An 18248-nucleotide genomic window follows, 5' to 3' on the forward strand; every position below is an offset into this window, starting at 1 on the left:
GCTTAGCCCGTTCAGCCCGCCGCGGTTCCCGCCTTGCCCTTGTTCACGATCGCCAGCGCGGACGCGATCATCGAACTCATGTTCGACATGTCGCCCGGCACGATCAGCGTCGTGCCCTGCTTCGCCAGATTCGCGAACGCGTTCACGTACTGCTCGGCCACCTTCAGATTCACCGCTTCCATTCCGCCGTTCGACTGGATCGCCGCCGCGATTTTCTGGATCGCCTGCGCGTTGGCCTCGGCCACGGCGAGAATCGCCGCTGCCTGACCCTGCGCCTGGTTGATCGCCGCCTGCCGCTCGCCTTCGGACTTCTGGATCGCCGCTTCGCGGCCGCCGGACGCGATATTGATCTGCTCCTGCTTGCGTCCTTCCGACGCCGCGATCAGCGCGCGCTTTTCGCGCTCGGCGGTGATCTGCGCCTGCATCGCGTGGAGGATTTCCTTCGGCGGCGTCAGGTCCTTGATCTCGTAGCGCAGCACCTTGACGCCCCAGTTCGCCGCCGCTTCGTCGAGCGAAGACACGATGCTGTGGTTGATGAAATCGCGCTCTTCGAACGTCTTGTCGAGTTCGAGCTTGCCGATGACCGAGCGCAGCGTGGTCTGCGAGAGCTGTGTGATCGCGAACACGAAATTGCTCGATCCGTACGACGCCTTCATCGGATCGGTGACCTGAAAATACAGCACACCGTCGACCTGCAACTGGGTGTTGTCGCGCGTGATACAGACCTGGCTCGGCACTTCGAGCGGAATCTCCTTGAGCACGTGCTTGTACGCGATCCGGTCGACGAACGGGAACGCGAAGCTCAGGCCCGGCGTCAACGTGGCGTGATAACGGCCGAGGCGCTCGAGCACCCATGCATGCTGCTGCGGCACGATCTTGATGGTCTGCGACGCCAGCACGATCACGACGATCAACAGCACTGCCCCGACGATGGTTGAATCCATATGGCTACCCTCCGGTCCTTGGTTCGAATAATAGTTGTGCGCAGGTTGGTGCGCCTGCGCGGCGAGCATCGCGCCGATGCTCAGACCGCCGTCGCGTTGGCCGTCTTCCGCGGCCGGCTCGCCACGACGATGAGGCAACTGCCGCGCAGTTCCCTGATCTCGTAGACCTGTGCGTCTTCAGGTTCGCCTGGAGCCAGCTCGACGTCCCACGCCGCGCCGCGATAGGTGGCGCGCGCCCTGCGCTCGTGCCATGCCGGCACGTTCAGCGTCTGACCGATATCCAGATTGACGTCCGGGTTGCGCGACGCCTGTTCGCGCTTGCGGCGGCCAAAGCGCGAGCGCCTGAGCAACACGACCGCCGCAAGCGCGACCACCGCCGCGACCGTGAACTGCAGGTCGGCCCCCGCGCCGGCGATATGCGCGAGCGCGGCCGCCACGCAGCCGAACGCGATCATCAAGAGATAAAAGGTGCCGCTTATCAACTCCAGCACGACAAGCACACCCGCCCCGATCCACCAGAACAGCCCACCAGGCGCCACGTCGACCTCCACAAAGCAAAACACCCCGGATCTACCGGGGTGTTTATAGCACGAAGCGGACGCATTTAACGCGCGATGTGCCGCACGTCGACGCGCCGCGCACTCTGCTCATTCGCCGCAACTCGCGTCATGCATGCCGCCTGAAACGCGGCATGCATGACTTCGCCGATTACTGCTTCGACTTCGCCAGTTGCTGCCACGTCTCGATGATCGTGTCGGGGTTCAGCGAGATCGACGCGATGCCTTCGTCCGTCAGCCATTGCGCGAAGTCCGGATGATCGGACGGGCCCTGGCCGCAGATACCCACGTACTTGTTCAGGCGCAGGCAGGTTTCGATCGCGCGCTTGAGCATGAACTTGACCGCCGGATCGCGCTCGTCGAAGTCGACCGCGAGCAGTTCCATGCCCGAGTCCCGGTCGAGGCCGAGCGTGAGCTGCGTGAGGTCGTTCGAGCCGATCGAGAAGCCGTCGAAGTACTGCAGGAACTCTTCGGCGAGAATCGCGTTCGACGGCACTTCGCACATCATGATGAGACGCAGGCCCTTCTCGCCGCGCTTCAGGCCGAACTTATCGAGCAGCCCGACCACGCGCTCCGCCTGCTTCAGCGTACGCACGAACGGCACCATGATCTCGACGTTGTCGAGGCCCATCTCTTCACGCACCTTCTTCAACGCGATGCATTCCATCTGGAACGCTTCGGCGAAGTCTTCGGCGATGTAGCGCGATGCGCCGCGGAAACCGAGCATCGGGTTTTCTTCATCCGGCTCGTAACGCGAACCGCCGATCAGCTTCTTGTACTCATTCGACTTGAAGTCGGACAAACGCACGATCACGGGCTTCGGATAGAACGCCGCGGCGATCGTCGCAATGCCCTCGGTCAGCTTGTCGACGTAGAACGCGCGCGGCGACGCATGACCGCGCGCGACGCTCTCGACCGCCTTCTTCAGGTCCTGATCGACGTTCGGGTACTCGAGAATCGCCTTCGGGTGCACGCCGATGTTGTTGTTGATGATGAACTCGAGCCGCGCGAGACCCACGCCCGCGTTCGGCAGTTGCGAGAAGTCGAAAGCGAGCTGCGGATTGCCGACGTTCATCATGATCTTCACCGGAATCGGCGGCAGTTCGCCGCGCTGCACTTCGGTGATTTCGGTTTCGAGCAGACCGTCGTAAATCTTGCCTTCGTCGCCTTCCGCGCACGACACGGTAACGAGCGCGCCGTCCTTCAGCACGTCGGTCGCGTCGCCGCAGCCGACCACCGCCGGCACGCCCAGCTCACGCGCGATGATCGCCGCGTGGCAGGTACGCCCGCCCCGGTTCGTGACGATCGCCGAGGCGCGCTTCATGACCGGTTCCCAGTTCGGGTCGGTCATGTCCGCGACGAGCACGTCGCCCGGCTGCACACGGTCCATTTCCGACGGATCGTGAATCACGCGCACCGGACCCGCGCCGATCTTCTGGCCGATTGCACGGCCCGTGGCGAGCACGTTCGACTGGCCCTTCAGCTTGAAGCGCTGCTCGGCCTTGCCCGCGGCCTGGCTCTTCACCGTTTCCGGACGCGCCTGCAGGATGAAGATCTTGCCGTCGCGGCCGTCCTTGCCCCACTCGATGTCCATCGGACGCTGGTAGTGCTTCTCGATGATGACCGCGTACTTCGCGAGCTCGATCACGTCTTCGTCGGTGATCGAGAAGCGGTTGCGCTGCTCGTGCGGCACGTCGACGGTCTTCACGCGGCCCTGCTCGCCGGCCTTGGTGAATTCCATCTTGATGAGCTTCGAGCCGATCGAGCGGCGAATGATCGGGTACTTGCCCTGCGCGAGCGTGGTCTTGAAGACGTAGAACTCGTCGGGATTCACCGCGCCCTGCACGACGGTTTCGCCGAGACCGTAGCTCGACGTGATGAAGACGGCGTCCTTGAAGCCCGATTCGGTATCGAGCGTGAACATCACGCCCGCCGCGCCGACGTCCGAGCGCACCATGCGCTGCACGCCCGCCGACAACGCGACTTCAGCATGCGTGAAGCCCTTGTGGACGCGATAGGAAATCGCGCGGTCGTTGTATAGCGACGCGAACACGTGCTTCATGCGATCGAGCACGTCGTCGATACCGACCACGTTGAGGTAGCTTTCCTGCTGACCGGCGAACGACGCGTCCGGCAGATCTTCGGCCGTGGCCGACGAACGCACGGCAAACGACAGCTCTTCAGGCGAGCTCTTTTGCAGCGTGTCGAACCCTGCGCGAATATCAGCCTCGAGTTGCGGCTGCAGCGGCGCGTCGACGATCCATTGACGGATTTCCTTGCCTGCTTCGGCGAGCGCTTTCACGTCGTCGATGTCGAGCGTTTCGAGACGTTTGGCGATGCGTTCGGTCAGATCGTTGTGATGCAGGAAGTCGCGGAATGCCAGCGCCGTGGTGGCGAAGCCGGTCGGCACGCGCACGCCGGCTTCGGCGAGCTGGCTGATCATCTCGCCCAGCGACGCGTTCTTGCCGCCGACGATATCCACATCGGTCATCCGCAACTGCTCGAACGGAACTACATACGCCTTGTCCTTTGCGACGGTAACTGCGTTAGTCATACAAGCCCCTAAGTGTGAAAGAAATTCACGGCTGTGCAAGTGGGCTTGAACACGGGCAGCCCATTGGAAGCTCGACCCCGTGCCTTGCACAACCTGTTGGAGAAGCAATCGCAATATGAAGCCGCAGGCGCGCGGCATGGGGCGAGGCATGGTGCACGGCAGCCGGATGCGTGGCGAAGAACGCGAATGGAGGGATTTATCGTTCGATCCGTCGCGTTCAGCACGCATTCCCGGCTGATAGCGAGGCGTTGACCGACCGTTCGCGGTGAGTTAGGCGCCAATCGCCTGCAATTGCTTATCCAACAGGTTGCCGCTATTCTACCGTGCCGACTCCTGAAATGTGGCAGTCGGACGAGAATTGCGCCTCGAATCGCGCCCGGCCCCTGTCAGCGGGCTTTTGCGAGGCTTGGTCGCCTCCGGCGCGGCTGAGAGATCCACGGCACGCTGCGTCGGGTTCGGACTGTCCACCGGCTTCGGCCAGCCACTGGAGAACGAGCCCGCCGCAGCGCGGTTCGATTCGAGCGCGCTTTACCGCTCACGCTTTCCGGCTCATTTTTTGCCGCTCACGTTCAAAGCCCCACTGATGCCGCCCACCGTATTCATCGTCTCAGACGGTACCGGGATTACTGCCGAAACCTTCGCGCATTCGATCCTCTCCCAGTTCGACCAGAAATTCCGCCTGGTTCGTGTGCCTTTCGTCGATTCGACGGAAAAGGCCTATGCGACGCTCGAAAAGATCAACGAGGCGCACGTGCAGGACGGCCGTCGCGCGATCGTCTTCACGACACTCGTCGATAGCGCGTCGAATCAGATCGTCAAGCGCTCGAACGCGCTCGTGCTCGACATGTTCCAGACCTTCGTCGAACCGCTCGAACAGGAGCTCGAACTGAAGTCGAGCCACGCGATGGGCCGCGGCCACCAGAACGCGGACACCGAGGAATACAAGAACCGGATCGAGGCGATCAACTTCTCGCTCGCGCACGACGACGGCCAATCGAACCGCAACCTCGAAGACGCTGACGTGATCCTCGTCGGCGTGTCGCGTAGCGGCAAGACGCCGACGAGCCTCTACCTCGCGATGCAGTACGGCGTGAAGGCGGCGAACTATCCGCTGATCCCCGAAGACTTCGAGCGCGGCAAGCTGCCCACGCCGCTACTCGAGCATCGGCAGAAGATGTTCGGCCTGTCGATCGATCCGCAGCGTCTCTCGGAAATCCGCAACGAGCGGCGGCCGGGCAGCAAGTACGCGGCGCTCGAAAACTGCCGCTACGAGATCAACGAAGCCGAAGCGATGATGCGGCGTGAAGGAATCAAGTGGCTGTCGTCGACGCACAAGTCGATCGAGGAGATCGCGACGACGATCCTGCAGGAGATCAAGCTGGACCGGCCGTCTTATTGAGCGCCGCCGCAGTGGTAGGGCGGGAGCGATGCGGGGGCGGTTCGGGGTAGATGCGCGGGGTAGATGCTCAAGGTAGGTAAATAGCGGCCCACGTCGATGCGATGGCCTGAAAGCGCGCAGCGCCATTCACGCCTACGACTTTCGCCCCCGCTGCTGACGGCACTGCTCGAACACGCAGATCGCCGCCGCGGCCGCCACATTGAGCGATTCCATGCCGCCCGGCTGCGGAATCGTCACGCGCAGCGAAACGGCATCGCGCCAGACCTGCGACACACCCGCCCCTTCGTTGCCGAACACCCACGCGAGCGGCCCGCTCAGATCGCAGTCGTAGATCGCTTCGGCGCCGTGCGAATCGGTGATGGCGATCGGCACCGCCAGACGCTCGATCAACGCAGCCGCCTCGACGTCCTCATGAATCTGCAACAGGAAATGCGCGCCCATGCCCGAGCGCAGCACTTTCGACGACCACGCGTACGCGGTACCCGGCGCACAGAATACCTGTTCGATACCCGCGGCGGCCGCGCTGCGCAGAATCGAGCCGACGTTACCCGCGTCCTGCACGCCGTCGAGCACGAGACAGCTCTGCGCGACACGCTCGGGCAGCGGTGTATCGAGCTTCTCGACCAGCAGCAGAATGCCGACGCCATGCACGACGTTCGAGAGCTGGCCGAACAATGCGTCCGGCAGCGTCACGAGCCGATGATCCTCGATACGCGACACGATGGCCTGCGCTTCGTCGTGACGCAATGCGCCGTCGGTGACGATGCACAGCTCCGGCTGGCCCGCGACGTCGAGATACGCGCTCGCGAGATGGAAGCCTTCGAGCAGCGCATGGCCGCTGCGGCGCTGTTGATGCGTCGAGCCGGCCAGTGCCTTCAGACGCTTGTAGAGCGGATTGTCCCGCGAGGTGATGGCTTTCACAGGCAGCGAAGGCAGTGAGAATGGAAAAGAAGGGTTTGCACCTTCGCAGGATCAGCGCGAGGCCACCACGCGAGCGCCAGCCGCCGGCAGCGGCGCCCCCGCGCCGAAACGCAGATACGCTTCGCGCACCGGCGCGAACGAGCGCCGATGATGCTCGCACGGCCCATGCTCGCGCAGCGCGGCGAGATGCTGCGGTGTGCCGTAACCCGCATGCGCGTCGAAGCCGTAGACGGGATAGGTCTGATGCAGTTCGAGCAGCATCCGGTCGCGCGTGACCTTGGCGAGAATCGACGCGGCCGAAATACTTTTGACGAGCGCATCGCCGCCGATCACCGCTTCAGCACGAATGCTCAGCGTCGGACAGCGGTTGCCGTCGACCTTCACGAGCGTCGGCACGACCGCGAGACCTTCCACAGCACGCTTCATTGCAAGCATCGTCGCGTGCAGGATATTCAGCGAATCGATTTCCTCGACCGTCGCCGACGCGATGCAATAAGCGAGCGCACGATCGACGATCTTGTCGTACAGCTCCTCGCGCTTTCTGGCGGTGAGCGCCTTCGAATCGTCGAGGCCGCGAATCATCGGCTTCGACGGATCGAAAATCACCGCCGCCGCGACGACCGGGCCGGCGAGCGGCCCGCGCCCTGCTTCGTCGACGCCGCAGACGATCTCATCGGCGCTCTCGAAGTTCAGGCCGGCCTGCTGCGCCGCCGCGCGAACGGCGGCCGCGGTCTTGCGGCGAGGCGCGCGCGCAACGGTCATGAGCGGCGTGCCCGCTGCTGGACGACGCTCGCCACGACTTCCGCCGCGCGCTGCGCGGTGTTCTGCTTCAGCACGTGATGCATCTCCGTGAAGATTTCCTTCAGCGTGCGCCGGTTGGCCTCGTCGCGCAACTGCTTCAGCGTGGCTTCCGCGAGCGCCTGCGGTGTCGCGAAGTGCTGCAGGATTTCGGGCACCACGAAGCGTCCCGCGAGGATGTTCGGCAGGCCCACGTAGGGCAAATAACCCTGACGGCGCATGATCTGGCCGGTCAGCCAGGGCACCTTGTAGGAGATGACCATCGGTTTTTTCAGCAGCGCGGCTTCGAGCGTCACGGTACCGCTCTTCACGAGGATCGCGTCGGCGGCGGTCATCGCGAGCTGCGACTGACCGTCGATGATGGTCAGCGCGAGACCCGGATGCGCATCCACGAGCCGCTGCAGCATCGCGCGCAATGCGGGCGTCGCCGCCGGCATCACGAAGCGCACGCCGGGCTCCTGGTGCTGCATCATCTCCATTGCGGCGAAGAACGTCGGGCCGATCAGATCGATTTCCGAGCGCCGGCTGCCCGGCAGCACCGCGATCACCGGAGCGCCTTCCGCGAGACCGAGCGTGCGGCGCGCGCCGGCCGTGTCGGGTTCGAGCGGAATCTGGTCGGCAAGCGGATGGCCCACGTAAGACGCCGCGACGCCCGCCTTTTCGAGCAGCGCCGTTTCGAACGGGAACACACACAGCATGTGGTCGACCGCCTTCGCGATCTTCTTGATGCGCCCGCCCCGCCATGCCCAGATGGACGGGCAGACGAAATGCACGGTCGGAATGCCCGCGTCGCGCAGCGCATGTTCGAGGCCGAAGTTGAAGTCGGGTGCATCGACGCCGACGAACACCGAGGGCGGCTCGGCGAGCAGCTGACGCTTCAGTTCGTTGCGAATGCCGAGAATTTCGGGGATGTGCCGCAGCACTTCGACGTAGCCGCGCACCGCGAGTTTTTCTATCGGCCAATGCGCGTCGAAGCCCGTGGCGATCATGCGCGGGCCGCCGATGCCGTAGTACTGCGTGGCGGGCGGCAGCCGGCTTGCGAGGCCGTCGAGCAGCGACGCGGCGAGCAGGTCGCCGGACGGCTCGCCGGCCACCATTGCGACGCGCAGCGGACTGGGTTGCAAGGCCATCGGCTAGCGGATGATGCCGCGCTGCGACGCTTCGACGAACGCGAGCAGCGTTTGCACCGGCGCGTCGCCGTCGCCGCCGGCGGAGCCGAGTTCCCGCAGTTGCACCTTCGCTTCTTCGAGCGACAGGCCATTCTTGTACAGCACGCGATAAGCCGTGCGCAGCACCGAGATCGCATCCGCCGAGAAGCCGCGGCGACGCAAACCCTCGACGTTGATGCCGTGCGGCTCGGCCTTGTTGCCGGCTGCGATCACGTACGGCGGGACGTCCTGCACGAGCGCCGACGCGCCGCCCAGCATCGCATGCGCGCCGATGCGCACGAACTGGTGCACGCCCGACATGCCGCCAATGATTGCATGGTCGCCGATCGTGACGTGGCCGGCCATCTGCGCGTTGCTCGACAGGATCACGTTGCTGCCCACGTGGCAGTCGTGACCGATGTGCACGTAGGCCATGATCCAGTTGTCGTCGCCGAGTGTCGTGACGCCCGCGTCCTGCACCGTGCCGGTGTGGATCGTGGTGAACTCGCGGATCATGTTGCGGTTGCCGATCACGAGCCTGGTCGGCTCGTCCTTGTACTTCATGTCCTGCGGGCGGCCGCCGACCGATGCGTAATGGCCGACGCGGTTGTCTTCGCCCAACGTGGTGTGGCCTTCGATCACGCTGTGCGAACCGACCGTGCTGCGTGCACCGATGGTCACGTGTGCGCCGATCACGGCGTATGGCCCGACTTCGACGGATTCGTCGAGTTGCGCGCCCGGTTCGATGATCGCAGTGGGATGAATCCTGCTCATGCGTCCTCGCTTCTGATTCTGTTGCGTTGTCTGGATGGGCCTGTCGCGGGCCGGCCTCGCGTATACCGCGCCGCCGCGTGCCCGCACAGCGGCTTAGGCGTCCTTGTCCGTGTGCCGCACTGCGCACATCAGATCGGCTTCCGCCGCGACGACGCCATCCACTTCAGCACGTGCCTTGAACTTCCAGATGCCGCGCATGTGACGCTCGAACGTGCAGCGCAGGATCAGCTGATCGCCCGGTTCCACCACGCGCTTGAAACGCGCGTTGTCGATGCCGACGAACAGGTACAGCGTGTTCGACGGATCGCTCGGCTCTTCCGAGAACGTCAGCAGCGCCGCGGTCTGCGCGAGCGCTTCGAGAATCAGCACGCCAGGCATCACCGGCCGCGTCGGGAAATGTCCCTGGAAATACGGCTCATTGATCGACACGTTCTTCAACGCTTTGATGCTCTTGTGCGGTTCGAGTTCGAGCACCCGGTCGACCAGCAGGATCGGATAACGATGCGGCAGCAGCGTGAGAATCTTATGAATGTCGAGATTGATTTTTTCGGTGCTCATGGTGTTTCTGCTCACGCATTGACTGCGCGGTGATGACTGCGGATGCTGGTGCAGGTGGGTTGAAAACGCGCGCGGCCGGCGCCCTTCGTGACTAGCGGCCGTGCCGCCCGGTCGCGGCAACCGGCTTTGCTTCATGATGCTCGCCCGCTATTTTACGCGGTGCCGGCGAGCCGCCGTGATATCTCAGATCCGATTGCCTGCGGACTGCCCTGCCGCGTCGCCCGCGGGATGGGCCGCCGCGTCGCCGGCCTTGTTCCCGGCCTTGTCCGCCGCGGCGCTTTCGAGTGCCTTGATGCGATCGCGAAGCTTGTCGATATTGCGCAGCAGCGCCGCGCTTTTGTTCCAGTCCGCGTGATTCACGGCCGGGAACGCGCTGGTGTACATGCCGGGTTTGAGCAGCGACTTCGACACGCCCGACTTCGCCGTGACGATCACGTAATCGGCGAGCGTGACGTGCCCGGCAATGCCAACCGCGCCGCCGATCATGCAATGCCGGCCGATCGTCGTGCTGCCCGCGATGCCCGCGCAGCCGGCGATCACCGTATACGCCCCGACCTTGCAGTTATGGCCGATCTGCACGAGGTTGTCGATCTTCACGCACTCTTCGATGATCGTGTCGGCCATCGCGCCACGGTCGATCGTTGTGTTCGCGCCGATTTCGACGTCATTCGCGATCGACACGCCGCCGACCTGCGGAATCTTCACCCAGCTGCCGGTGCGCGCATCGCCCTCGCCGACGAAGTCCGGCGCGAAGCCGAAACCGTCCGAGCCGATCACCGCACCCGCATGCACGATCACGCGCTCGCCGAGCTTGCAGCCGTGGTACACGGTGACGTTCGGATACAGATGCGAGTTCGCGCCGATGCGCGCGCCACGGCCGATCACGACATTGGCATCGAGCCGCGCATGCTCGCCGATCACCGCGCCGGCCTCGACCGTGACGCGCGGGCCGAGCACCGCGCTCGCGGCGACCTGGGCGGAAGGATCGATCGTTGCGCTCGGATGCACGCCGGGCACGGCCTTCGGCGCGGCGAGATCGATGAAGGTTTGCGCGACGCGCGCAAAGTAAGCGTAGGGGTTCGGCGTGACGATGAAGTTACGGCCATCGCACGAGGCGAGCTTCGCGAGATCAGCAGCGCTGATCAGTACCGCACCCGCGCGGGTCGTTTCGACTTGTGACAGATATTTCGGATTGGCGAGGAACGCCAACTGGTCCGGGCCTGCCTGGTCGAGCGGCGCGAGACCGCCCACGCGCTGCGAACCGTTTCCGACTACTTCACCGCCGAACCGCTGGACGATGTCCTCGAGCGTAAATGCCATGCCTATCCTGTCTCCTGCCAGTTCAATCCAATCCGCAATCCAATCCGCAATCCAATCCCGTGCAGACACGCGCCGACGCGCGCCGCACGGCAATACGCCGCCCTTAGTTGCCCGACGCCGCCAGCGCCTTCAGCACCTGGTCGGTGATATCGATGCGCGGGCTCACGTACACCGCTTCCTGCACGATCAGATCGTAGTGCTGCGTTTCGGCGATCTGCTTGATGACCTTGTTCGCGCGATCGAGCACCGCCGCCAGTTCTTCGTTGCGACGCTGGTTGAGGTCTTCGCGGAACTCACGCTGCTTGCGCTGGAAGTCGGAGTCGAGTTGCGACAGATCGCGCTGCTTCTGCGCGCGATCGGCCGGCGACATCGACGCGCCGTTCTTGTCGAGTGCATCGGACATCGACTTGAGTTTCTGCGCCATGTCGGCGAGATCCTTGTCGCGCTTCGCGAATTCGGCCTCGAGCTTGAGCTGCGCAGCCTTGGCCGCCGCCGATTCGCGCAGGATGCGGTCGGAATTCACCGCGGCGATTCTCGCCTCCTGCGCATGCGCCACCCCGACCCCCAGGGTCATTGCCAGCGCCAATGCGCACGCTACACGTTTCGAAAACATACCGGTTAGCAAAGTCATCCTCTCGATACTGTAGTTTGGCGAGCCGCCAGCGGCCCGATCAGAACGCCGTCCCGATCTGGAACTGGAACTTCTGATACTGGTCGCCGGTGTGCTTCGTGAGCGGGAAGCCGAGGCTCAGCTTGAGCGGGCCGATCGGCGAGATCCACGCGAGACCCACACCGTAGCCGTAACGCAGGCCGTTCGCGCCGATGCTGTTACCTTCCGTTCCCCACACGTTACCGCCGTCGAGGAACGTGAACACACGCAGCGTGCGGTCGTAGCCGGTGCCCGGCAGCGGGAACGTCAGCTCGATGTTGCCCACGAGCAGCTTCGAACCGCCGATCGGGTCGCCGGTCTTCGCGTCGCGCGGACCGAGCGAACTCGGCTCGTAGCCTCGCACCGAACCGATACCGCCAGCGAAGTAGTTCTTGAAAATCGGATAAGGCTTGCCGCCGAGGCCGTTACCGTAGCCGCCCTGGAAGTTGAAGCCCAGCACGAAGCCGCGCGCAAACGAATAATAGTACTGCGCGTTGATGTCGGCCTTGTAGTACTGCGTGCCGCCGATCGGCGTGCCGTATTCGGCGTTCGCCTGCGTGAAGTAGCCGCGGCTCGGCACGAGCGCGCTGTCGCGCGCGTCACGCGACCAGCCCACCGTGAGCGGGACGTTGTTCGAGATGCGCCCGAACTCGTTCACGTAATCGATATAGCTTTGCGGCGTATTCGAGTCGATGTCGAGCTGGTTCTGCTCGAAGCCCGCGCCGAAGTACACCGTGTCGACTTCCGAGAACGGAATGCCGAACTTCAGGTCACCGCCCAGCGTGACGATCTTGAAGCTCGAATCGGTCGAGTAATACAGCGGCTGGTACGTGCGGTAGTAGACGTCGGTGATCCGCTTGATGCCGTCCACCGTGAAGTACGGGTCGACCTGCGTGACCGTCAGCGTCCGGTACGTCTTCGCGGTATTGACGTTCACGGAGAGACTCGTGCCGGAACCGAACACGTTGTCCTGCGACACGCCCGCGGACAGCACCACCTTGTCCGTCGACGAGAAGCCCGCGCCGAGCGTGATCGCGCCGGTCGGCTTTTCGGCGACCTTCACGTCGATGTCCACCTGGTCGGGCGTGCCTTCCACCGGCGTGGTGGTCACGTCGACGTCGGTGAAGTAGCCGAGACGGTTGATCCGGTCTTTCGACAGCGCGAGGCGGTTCGAATCGAACCACGAGCTTTCGAGCTGGCGCATTTCGCGGCGCACCACTTCGTCGCGCGTACGCGTGTTGCCGACCACGTTGATGCGGCGCACGTAGACGCGGCGGCTCGGGTCGACCTGCAGCGTGAGGTCGACCGTGTGATTGGTCTGGTCGATCTTGGGCTGCGCATTGACGGTCGCGAACGCGTAGCCGTATTCGCCGAGCTTGTCGACGATCGCCTTCGTGGTGGCCTGCAGCTTTTCGGCCGAGAAGCGGTCGCCCGGCTTGATCTTGATCAGCCTCTTCAGCTCTTCCTCGCGGTCGAGCAGATTGCCGGCGAGGCGAATGTTCGAGATCTTGTACGGCTCGCCTTCATGCAGCGTGACCGTCAGATACATCTCCTTCTTGTCCGGCGTGATCGACACCTGGGTCGATTCGATGCTGAACTCGAGGTAACCACGGTTCAGGTAGTACGAGCGGATGTTCTCGAGGTCGCCGGTCAGCTTGTCTTTCGCGTACAGATCGTTCTTCGTGTACCACGAGAACCAGTTCGGCGTGGACAGCTGCATTTCGTCGCGCAGCGTACCCGTGCTGAATGCCTTGTTGCCGATGAAGTTGATCTGGCGGATCTTCGCGCTCGGGCCTTCGGCCACCGAGAACAGCACCGCGACGCGATTGCGGTCGATCGGCGTGATGGTCGTGGTGACTTCGGCCGCGTAGTAGCCGCGCGTCAGGTACTGACGCTTCAGTTCCTGCTCGGCCTTGTCGACGAGCGCCTTGTCGAAGTAGCGGCCTTGCGACAGGCCGACCGCGCGCAGCGCCTTGATCAGGTTGTCCTTTTCGAACTCGTGAATGCCGGCGAAGTCGATCGTGCCGATGGCCGGACGCTCCTGCACCTGCACGACGACCACGTTGCCTTCGGTCGCGATCTTGACGTCGTTGAAGAACCCCGTGGCATAGAGCGCGCGAATTGCTTCGGACGCCTTGTCGTCGCTAAAAGTATCGCCCTGCTTGATGGGCAGGTACGCGAACACCGTACCTGGTTCGACGCGTTGCAATCCCTCAATGCGAATGTCTTGCACCACGAAGGGCGTCGTTGCGTGAGCAACCAGCCCATGCGCGGCGAACGCCGCGGCTATAACCGTCTTCGGACCAAAGCGATGAGGTTTGAACAACGTGCTTCCCCAGTGTGTATAGCTGCATCAGGCCGGGCGGGCCGCCCTCGAGAACGCCGCCGGACACTTTAAAAATGGATTAAACGAGCCAGATCGTTGAACAGCGCAATCGCCGACAACGCGACGATGCAGGCGAGACCCGCCCTCTGAAAAACGAGTTGCCAGCGATCGGAGACAACTTTACCGGTCACAGCTTCAACCAAATAATATAACAGATGCCCCCCGTCCAATACCGGAATTGGTAACAGGTTCAGCACGCCGAGGCTAATGCTGACAAGGGCCAGGAACGACAGAAACGCGGAAGGACCCAGACGTGCGCTCTTTCCCGCGTAATCGGCGATCGTGACCGGGCCCGAAAGATTCTTCAGCGACGCCTCGCCGACGACCATCCGCCCGAACATGCGCACCGAGTACGCCGAGAGCTCCCATGTGCGGCGCGCGCCAAGCCGCAGGCTGTCGAGCGGCCCGTAGCGCACGTTGATCGACGGCACCTGGGTCGCCAGTTCGGCGCCGATGCGGCCGATCTGCTGCCCCGTCTCCGCATCGCGCTGCAATTGCGGCACGATGCTGATCTCTTCGAGCGTGCCCGCCACATGGCCGCCGCGGCCGCCGCGCTCCACTTGCAGCTTGACCGGCACGCCGGCGTGCGATTTTACATAAGCAATAAAGGCCGCGGCATTATCGGCCGGCGTGCCGTTGATCGCGCGCAGCCGGTCGCCCGTGACGAGCCCCGCTTTCTGCGCCGCGCTGCCCGCCTGGACGCCGGCCACCGTGAGCGTGCCGCCGCCTGGCTCGAAGCCGAGACGCGACATGAAATCATCGTCGACGTCTTTCTCGCTGAGACCGCGCAGGTCCATCGGGAAATCAGACGTGCCGTGCGTGTCCTTCGCGGCGAGCACGATGTGCTTGTGGTCGAACGCCGCGCCGAGCAGCTTCCAGCGCAGATCCGACCAGGAGCGCACCGGCTCGGTTTCGTCGGCGCCGTCCGCGCGCACGCCGACGATCGTCTCGCCGCCCTCGAACCCCGCCACCGCAGCCGGCGTGTTCGGCGCGGGCGTGGCGATCACGGCCGCCGGCTCGCTCACACCGGTGGCGAACACGAGCGCGAACAGCACGATGGCGAGCAGGAAATTCGCGACCGGACCGGCTGCGACGATCGCAAAGCGCCGCCACACCGACTGCCGGTTGAACGCATGCGGCAAATCCGCGGCGGGGATCGGCGCGGTGCCGGTCTCGCGCTCGTCGAGCATCTTCACGTAGCCGCCGAGCGGCAGCGCGGCAATCGTCCACTCGGTGCCCGTCTTCGGGCTGACCCATCGGACGAGCGGCGTGCCGAAGCCGATCGAGAAGCGCAGCACCTTCACGCCGCACAAACGCGCGACGCTGTAGTGCCCGTACTCGTGGACCACCACGAGTACGCCAATCGCAACCGCGAAAGCGAGCAGTTCGATCAGCAGATTCATAGGCGCCTCACTGGACGGCGCGTTCCGTGCGACGGGCGCCGTCGGGCAGACGCGCGATGAATTGGGCAGCGGCGCGGCGCGCGGCGGCGTCCGCTTCGATGACGTCTTCGAGCGCGTGCGCGCTGCGGTTCGGCAGTGCGTTGAGCACCGAGTCGACCACTTCGGCTATCGCCATGAAGCCGACGCGGCGCGCGAGGAATGCTTCGACCGCGACCTCGTTCGCCGCGTTCAGCGCCGCACTGGCGACGCCGCCCTCGGCCAGCGCCTTCATGGCGAGCGCGAGGCATGGGAAGCGCGCGTAATCGGGCTTTTCGAACGACAGCGAGGCGATCTCCACGAGATCGAGCTGCGCCACGCCCGAATCGACGCGATCCGGAAAGGCCAGCGCGTGCGCGATCGGCGTACGCATGTCGGGATTGCCGAGTTGCGCGAGCACCGAGCCGTCCGCGTACGACACCAGCGAATGGATCACGCTCTGCGGATGGATCAGCACGTCGATGCGCTCGCCCGGCAGGTCGAACAGCCAATGCGCCTCGATGACTTCGAGGCCTTTGTTCATCATCGTGGCCGAGTCGACCGAAATCTTGCGGCCCATGACCCAGTTCGGATGCTTGCAGGCTTCATCGGGCGTCACGTCGACGAGCGTGGCCGGCTCGCGCGTGCGGAACGGGCCGCCCGACGCGGTCAGGATGATCTTGGAGACGCCGCCGTGCAGCGACGCTTCGCGCGGCAGGCACTGGAAAATCGCGTTGTGCTCGCTGTCGACCGGCAGCAGCACCGCGCCGTTGTCGCGCACCGCGTTCATGAAGATCGCGCCGGACATCACGAGCGCTTCCTTGTTCGCGAGCAGGATGCGCTTGCCCGCGCGCGCCGCGGCGAGGCTCGGCGCGAGACCGGCCGCGCCGACGATCGCCGCCACCACCGTGTCACAGCCCTCGCTCTTCGCGACGTCGACGAGCGCTTGCGGCCCGTAGGTGACCTCGGTCTTGCAGCCCGCCTCGCGCAGCTTCGCGGCGACCGTCGCGGCCGTGTCGGCATCGCCGACCACCGCCACTTCGGGCTTGAAACGCAGGCACTGCTCGACGAGTTTGTCGCCGTTGCGATGCGCGGATAGCGCGTAAATCGAAAAACGCTCGGGATGGCGCGCGACCACGTCGAGCGTACTGTCTCCAATCGAGCCCGTGGAGCCGAGCAATGTCAGACGTTTTTGCATATCTCTTTCTCTAGCCGAGCAGCAGCATGGCAAGCGGCAGCACCGGCAATAATGCGTCGATGCGGTCGAGCACGCCGCCGTGCCCCGGCAGCAGGCCGCTCGAGTCTTTGACGCCGGCCTGGCGTTTCAGCATCGATTCGAACAGGTCGCCGACCACGCTGAAAGCCACCAGCAGAGTCAGCGCGAGCACCGTGCGCACCGCGCCCCATTGCGCCAGCAGCGCGGAATACAGGGTCGGCTCGAACGCGTGCAAAAAGACCGCCGCCGCCGCGACGATCATCACCACCAGCCAGCCGCCGATCGCGCCCTCCCAGGTTTTACCCGGACTGATGGCCGGCGCCAGCTTGTGTTTTCCGAAAGCCTTTCCCGAGAAGTATGCGCCGATATCGGCGAGCCACACCAGGAGCAGCAGCGACAGCACGAACGGCACACCCTGCATGCGCGCGGCGACGAGAGCATGCCAGCAGGCAACGAATCCGACAATGCCGGCAAGGAACAGGAAGACGCGCCACGCGCCCTGCGCGAGCACGGGCTTGCGCAGCAGCACGAACGGACCGGCGATCACCCAGAAGATCGCGGCCGCCTTGAAGAGCGAACGAGCCTCCGCGATTCCGGCGCCGAGCCTTGTGCTCGCGACCAGCGCGACGGCGGCCAGCAGCGCGTAGATCACCGGACCGGCGCCGCCCACCTTGAGCAGACGCGCCCACTCCCACGCGGCGAACACGACGACGAAAGCAATCAGCGCGCCGAACGCGCCCACCGGCGCGAACAGCGTGACAGGCAGGAACACTGCCAGGAGGACGATCGCCGTGATGACACGGGTCTTTAGCATGGGAGCGAATCGACGTTCTGCGATTGCGGTTCGAGCTGAGCGCTGGTGCGGCCGAAGCGGCGCTCACGCTCGGCGTACGAGGCGATGGCATGACCGAGTGCGTCGGCGTCGAAATCCGGCCAGAACGTGTCGGTGAAATAGAACTCGGTGTAGGCGAGCTGCCACAGCAGGAAGTTGCTCACGCGCCGCTCGCCGCCGGTACGGATGAACAGGTCCGGCTCCGGCGCGTAGGCCATGGACAGATGCTCGGCGAACGAATCCTCGTTGACTTCGACCAGCTTGCCCGCGAGCGCGGACTGCTCGGCGAGCTTGCGGGTGGCCTGCATGATGTCCCAGCGGCCGCCGTAGTTCGCGGCGATGGTGAGCGTGAGACGGGTGTTGCGCGCGGTCTTGGTTTCCGCGCGGCGGATCAGGTCGCGGATCTTCGCGTCGAAACGCTCGAGATCGCCGACCACGCGCAAGCGGATGCCGTTCGCGTGCAGCTTGCCGATCTCGCGCTCGAGTGCGGTGACGAAAAGGCGCATCAGGAACGACACTTCTTCGTTCGGGCGGCGCCAGTTCTCCGAGCTGAAGGCGAACAGCGTCAGATATTCGACGCCCCGTCGCGCGCATGCCTCGACGGCCGCCCGCACTGCGTCGACGCCGCGCGTATGGCCTGCCACGCGCGGCAAACGCCGCTGAGTGGCCCAACGGCCGTTGCCATCCATGATGATCGCGATATGTCGCGGCACCGCGGCGACTTCAGGCACGCGCACGGTTGAGCTGGTATAGGTCATGGCCGTCGGGACAGTA

General features: G+C 64.5%; 17 protein-coding genes. 2 read left to right on the top strand and 15 right to left on the bottom strand.

Annotated features, from left to right (window positions below):
* Nucleotides 1-11: 11 nt before the first annotated feature.
* The 3 genes from B9Z01_RS00935 to ppsA all read right to left on the bottom strand — a co-directional run bounded on the left by B9Z01_RS00935 (nucleotide 12) and on the right by ppsA (nucleotide 4055).
* Entirely contained in the window at nucleotides 12-944 is a 933-nt protein-coding gene (locus B9Z01_RS00935; protein ID WP_085481135.1) for an SPFH domain-containing protein, read from the bottom strand.
* 80 nt (nucleotides 945-1024) lie between these two features.
* Nucleotides 1025-1483 (bottom strand): NfeD family protein, encoded by a 459-nt coding sequence (locus B9Z01_RS00940; protein ID WP_085480392.1) that lies wholly within the window; start codon nucleotides 1481-1483, stop codon nucleotides 1025-1027.
* A 169-nt stretch (nucleotides 1484-1652) separates the two neighbouring features.
* Nucleotides 1653-4055, bottom strand: a complete 2403-nt coding sequence (gene ppsA, locus B9Z01_RS00945) for a phosphoenolpyruvate synthase (protein ID WP_085480393.1) — start codon at nucleotides 4053-4055, stop codon at nucleotides 1653-1655.
* 115 nt (nucleotides 4056-4170) lie between these two features.
* Between ppsA and B9Z01_RS36610 the strand changes: the two genes are divergently transcribed.
* Both B9Z01_RS36610 and ppsR read left to right on the top strand, forming a co-directional pair.
* Nucleotides 4171-4293: a hypothetical protein gene (locus B9Z01_RS36610; RefSeq protein WP_275937482.1), complete on the top strand. Its 123-nt coding sequence runs from the start codon at nucleotides 4171-4173 to the stop codon at nucleotides 4291-4293.
* 345 nt (nucleotides 4294-4638) lie between these two features.
* The gene (ppsR, locus tag B9Z01_RS00950; RefSeq protein ID WP_085481136.1) at nucleotides 4639-5454 is read left to right on the top strand and encodes a posphoenolpyruvate synthetase regulatory kinase/phosphorylase PpsR; all 816 of its coding nucleotides are present in this window, start codon (nucleotides 4639-4641) and stop codon (nucleotides 5452-5454) included.
* 132 nt (nucleotides 5455-5586) lie between these two features.
* On the opposite strand, the gene B9Z01_RS00955 is transcribed toward ppsR, so the two are convergent.
* From B9Z01_RS00955 to uppS, 12 genes are all read right to left on the bottom strand, one after another.
* The gene (locus B9Z01_RS00955) at nucleotides 5587-6375 is read right to left on the bottom strand and encodes a TrmH family RNA methyltransferase (protein WP_085480394.1); all 789 of its coding nucleotides are present in this window, start codon (nucleotides 6373-6375) and stop codon (nucleotides 5587-5589) included.
* A gap of 51 nt (nucleotides 6376-6426) precedes the next feature.
* Complete coding sequence (gene rnhB / locus B9Z01_RS00960; protein ID WP_085480395.1) at nucleotides 6427-7137, bottom strand: ribonuclease HII; 711 nt, start codon at nucleotides 7135-7137, stop codon at nucleotides 6427-6429.
* Nucleotides 7134-8303 (bottom strand): lipid-A-disaccharide synthase, encoded by a 1170-nt coding sequence (gene lpxB, locus B9Z01_RS00965; RefSeq protein WP_085480396.1) that lies wholly within the window; start codon nucleotides 8301-8303, stop codon nucleotides 7134-7136. The genes rnhB and lpxB overlap by 4 nt, the downstream gene beginning before the upstream one ends.
* 3 nt (nucleotides 8304-8306) lie before the next feature.
* Nucleotides 8307-9095, bottom strand: coding sequence for an acyl-ACP--UDP-N-acetylglucosamine O-acyltransferase (gene lpxA, locus B9Z01_RS00970; protein WP_085480397.1), 789 nt, complete (start codon nucleotides 9093-9095; stop codon nucleotides 8307-8309).
* Nucleotides 9096-9188: 93 nt separating this feature from the next.
* Nucleotides 9189-9653 carry a 3-hydroxyacyl-ACP dehydratase FabZ gene (gene fabZ / locus B9Z01_RS00975; RefSeq protein ID WP_085480398.1) on the bottom strand — a complete coding sequence of 155 codons (465 nt, stop codon included), beginning with the start codon at nucleotides 9651-9653 and terminating at the stop codon, nucleotides 9189-9191.
* 183 nt (nucleotides 9654-9836) lie between these two features.
* A complete protein-coding gene (gene lpxD / locus B9Z01_RS00980; protein WP_085480399.1) occupies nucleotides 9837-10973 on the bottom strand; it encodes a UDP-3-O-(3-hydroxymyristoyl)glucosamine N-acyltransferase in 1137 nt (378 codons plus the stop codon).
* Between the two features lie 103 nt (nucleotides 10974-11076).
* A complete protein-coding gene (locus B9Z01_RS00985; protein ID WP_208625860.1) occupies nucleotides 11077-11598 on the bottom strand; it encodes an OmpH/Skp family outer membrane protein in 522 nt (173 codons plus the stop codon).
* 46 nt (nucleotides 11599-11644) lie between these two features.
* Entirely contained in the window at nucleotides 11645-13948 is a 2304-nt protein-coding gene (gene bamA, locus B9Z01_RS00990) for an outer membrane protein assembly factor BamA (protein WP_085480401.1), read from the bottom strand.
* Between the two features lie 68 nt (nucleotides 13949-14016).
* The gene (rseP, locus tag B9Z01_RS00995) at nucleotides 14017-15411 is read right to left on the bottom strand and encodes an RIP metalloprotease RseP (RefSeq protein WP_085480402.1); all 1395 of its coding nucleotides are present in this window, start codon (nucleotides 15409-15411) and stop codon (nucleotides 14017-14019) included.
* Between the two features lie 7 nt (nucleotides 15412-15418).
* Complete coding sequence (locus B9Z01_RS01000; RefSeq protein WP_085480403.1) at nucleotides 15419-16624, bottom strand: 1-deoxy-D-xylulose-5-phosphate reductoisomerase; 1206 nt, start codon at nucleotides 16622-16624, stop codon at nucleotides 15419-15421.
* Nucleotides 16625-16634: 10 nt separating this feature from the next.
* Nucleotides 16635-17456, bottom strand: coding sequence for a phosphatidate cytidylyltransferase (locus tag B9Z01_RS01005; RefSeq protein WP_085480404.1), 822 nt, complete (start codon nucleotides 17454-17456; stop codon nucleotides 16635-16637).
* Nucleotides 17450-18232: a polyprenyl diphosphate synthase gene (uppS, locus tag B9Z01_RS01010; RefSeq protein ID WP_085480405.1), complete on the bottom strand. Its 783-nt coding sequence runs from the start codon at nucleotides 18230-18232 to the stop codon at nucleotides 17450-17452. The genes B9Z01_RS01005 and uppS overlap by 7 nt, the downstream gene beginning before the upstream one ends.
* Between the last annotated feature and the right edge of the window lie 16 nt (nucleotides 18233-18248).

It is taken from the genome of Paraburkholderia susongensis (assembly GCF_900177725.1).
GTDB lineage: Bacteria > Pseudomonadota > Gammaproteobacteria > Burkholderiales > Burkholderiaceae > Paraburkholderia > Paraburkholderia susongensis.

Coding starts and splice junctions, on each gene's coding strand:
- B9Z01_RS00935 (WP_085481135.1), bottom strand. CDS start 944: ATGGATTCAACCATCGTCGGGGCAGTGCTGTTGATCGTCGTGATCGTG.
- ppsA (WP_085480393.1), bottom strand. CDS start 4,055: ATGACTAACGCAGTTACCGTCGCAAAGGACAAGGCGTATGTAGTTCCG.
- B9Z01_RS36610 (WP_275937482.1), top strand. CDS start 4,171: ATGAAGCCGCAGGCGCGCGGCATGGGGCGAGGCATGGTGCACGGCAGC.
- ppsR (WP_085481136.1), top strand. CDS start 4,639: ATGCCGCCCACCGTATTCATCGTCTCAGACGGTACCGGGATTACTGCC.
- rnhB (WP_085480395.1), bottom strand. CDS start 7,137: ATGACCGTTGCGCGCGCGCCTCGCCGCAAGACCGCGGCCGCCGTTCGC.
- lpxB (WP_085480396.1), bottom strand. CDS start 8,303: ATGGCCTTGCAACCCAGTCCGCTGCGCGTCGCAATGGTGGCCGGCGAG.
- lpxA (WP_085480397.1), bottom strand. CDS start 9,095: ATGAGCAGGATTCATCCCACTGCGATCATCGAACCGGGCGCGCAACTC.
- fabZ (WP_085480398.1), bottom strand. CDS start 9,653: ATGAGCACCGAAAAAATCAATCTCGACATTCATAAGATTCTCACGCTG.
- lpxD (WP_085480399.1), bottom strand. CDS start 10,973: ATGGCATTTACGCTCGAGGACATCGTCCAGCGGTTCGGCGGTGAAGTA.
- rseP (WP_085480402.1), bottom strand. CDS start 15,411: ATGAATCTGCTGATCGAACTGCTCGCTTTCGCGGTTGCGATTGGCGTA.
- B9Z01_RS01000 (WP_085480403.1), bottom strand. CDS start 16,624: ATGCAAAAACGTCTGACATTGCTCGGCTCCACGGGCTCGATTGGAGAC.
- B9Z01_RS01005 (WP_085480404.1), bottom strand. CDS start 17,456: ATGCTAAAGACCCGTGTCATCACGGCGATCGTCCTCCTGGCAGTGTTC.
- uppS (WP_085480405.1), bottom strand. CDS start 18,232: ATGACCTATACCAGCTCAACCGTGCGCGTGCCTGAAGTCGCCGCGGTG.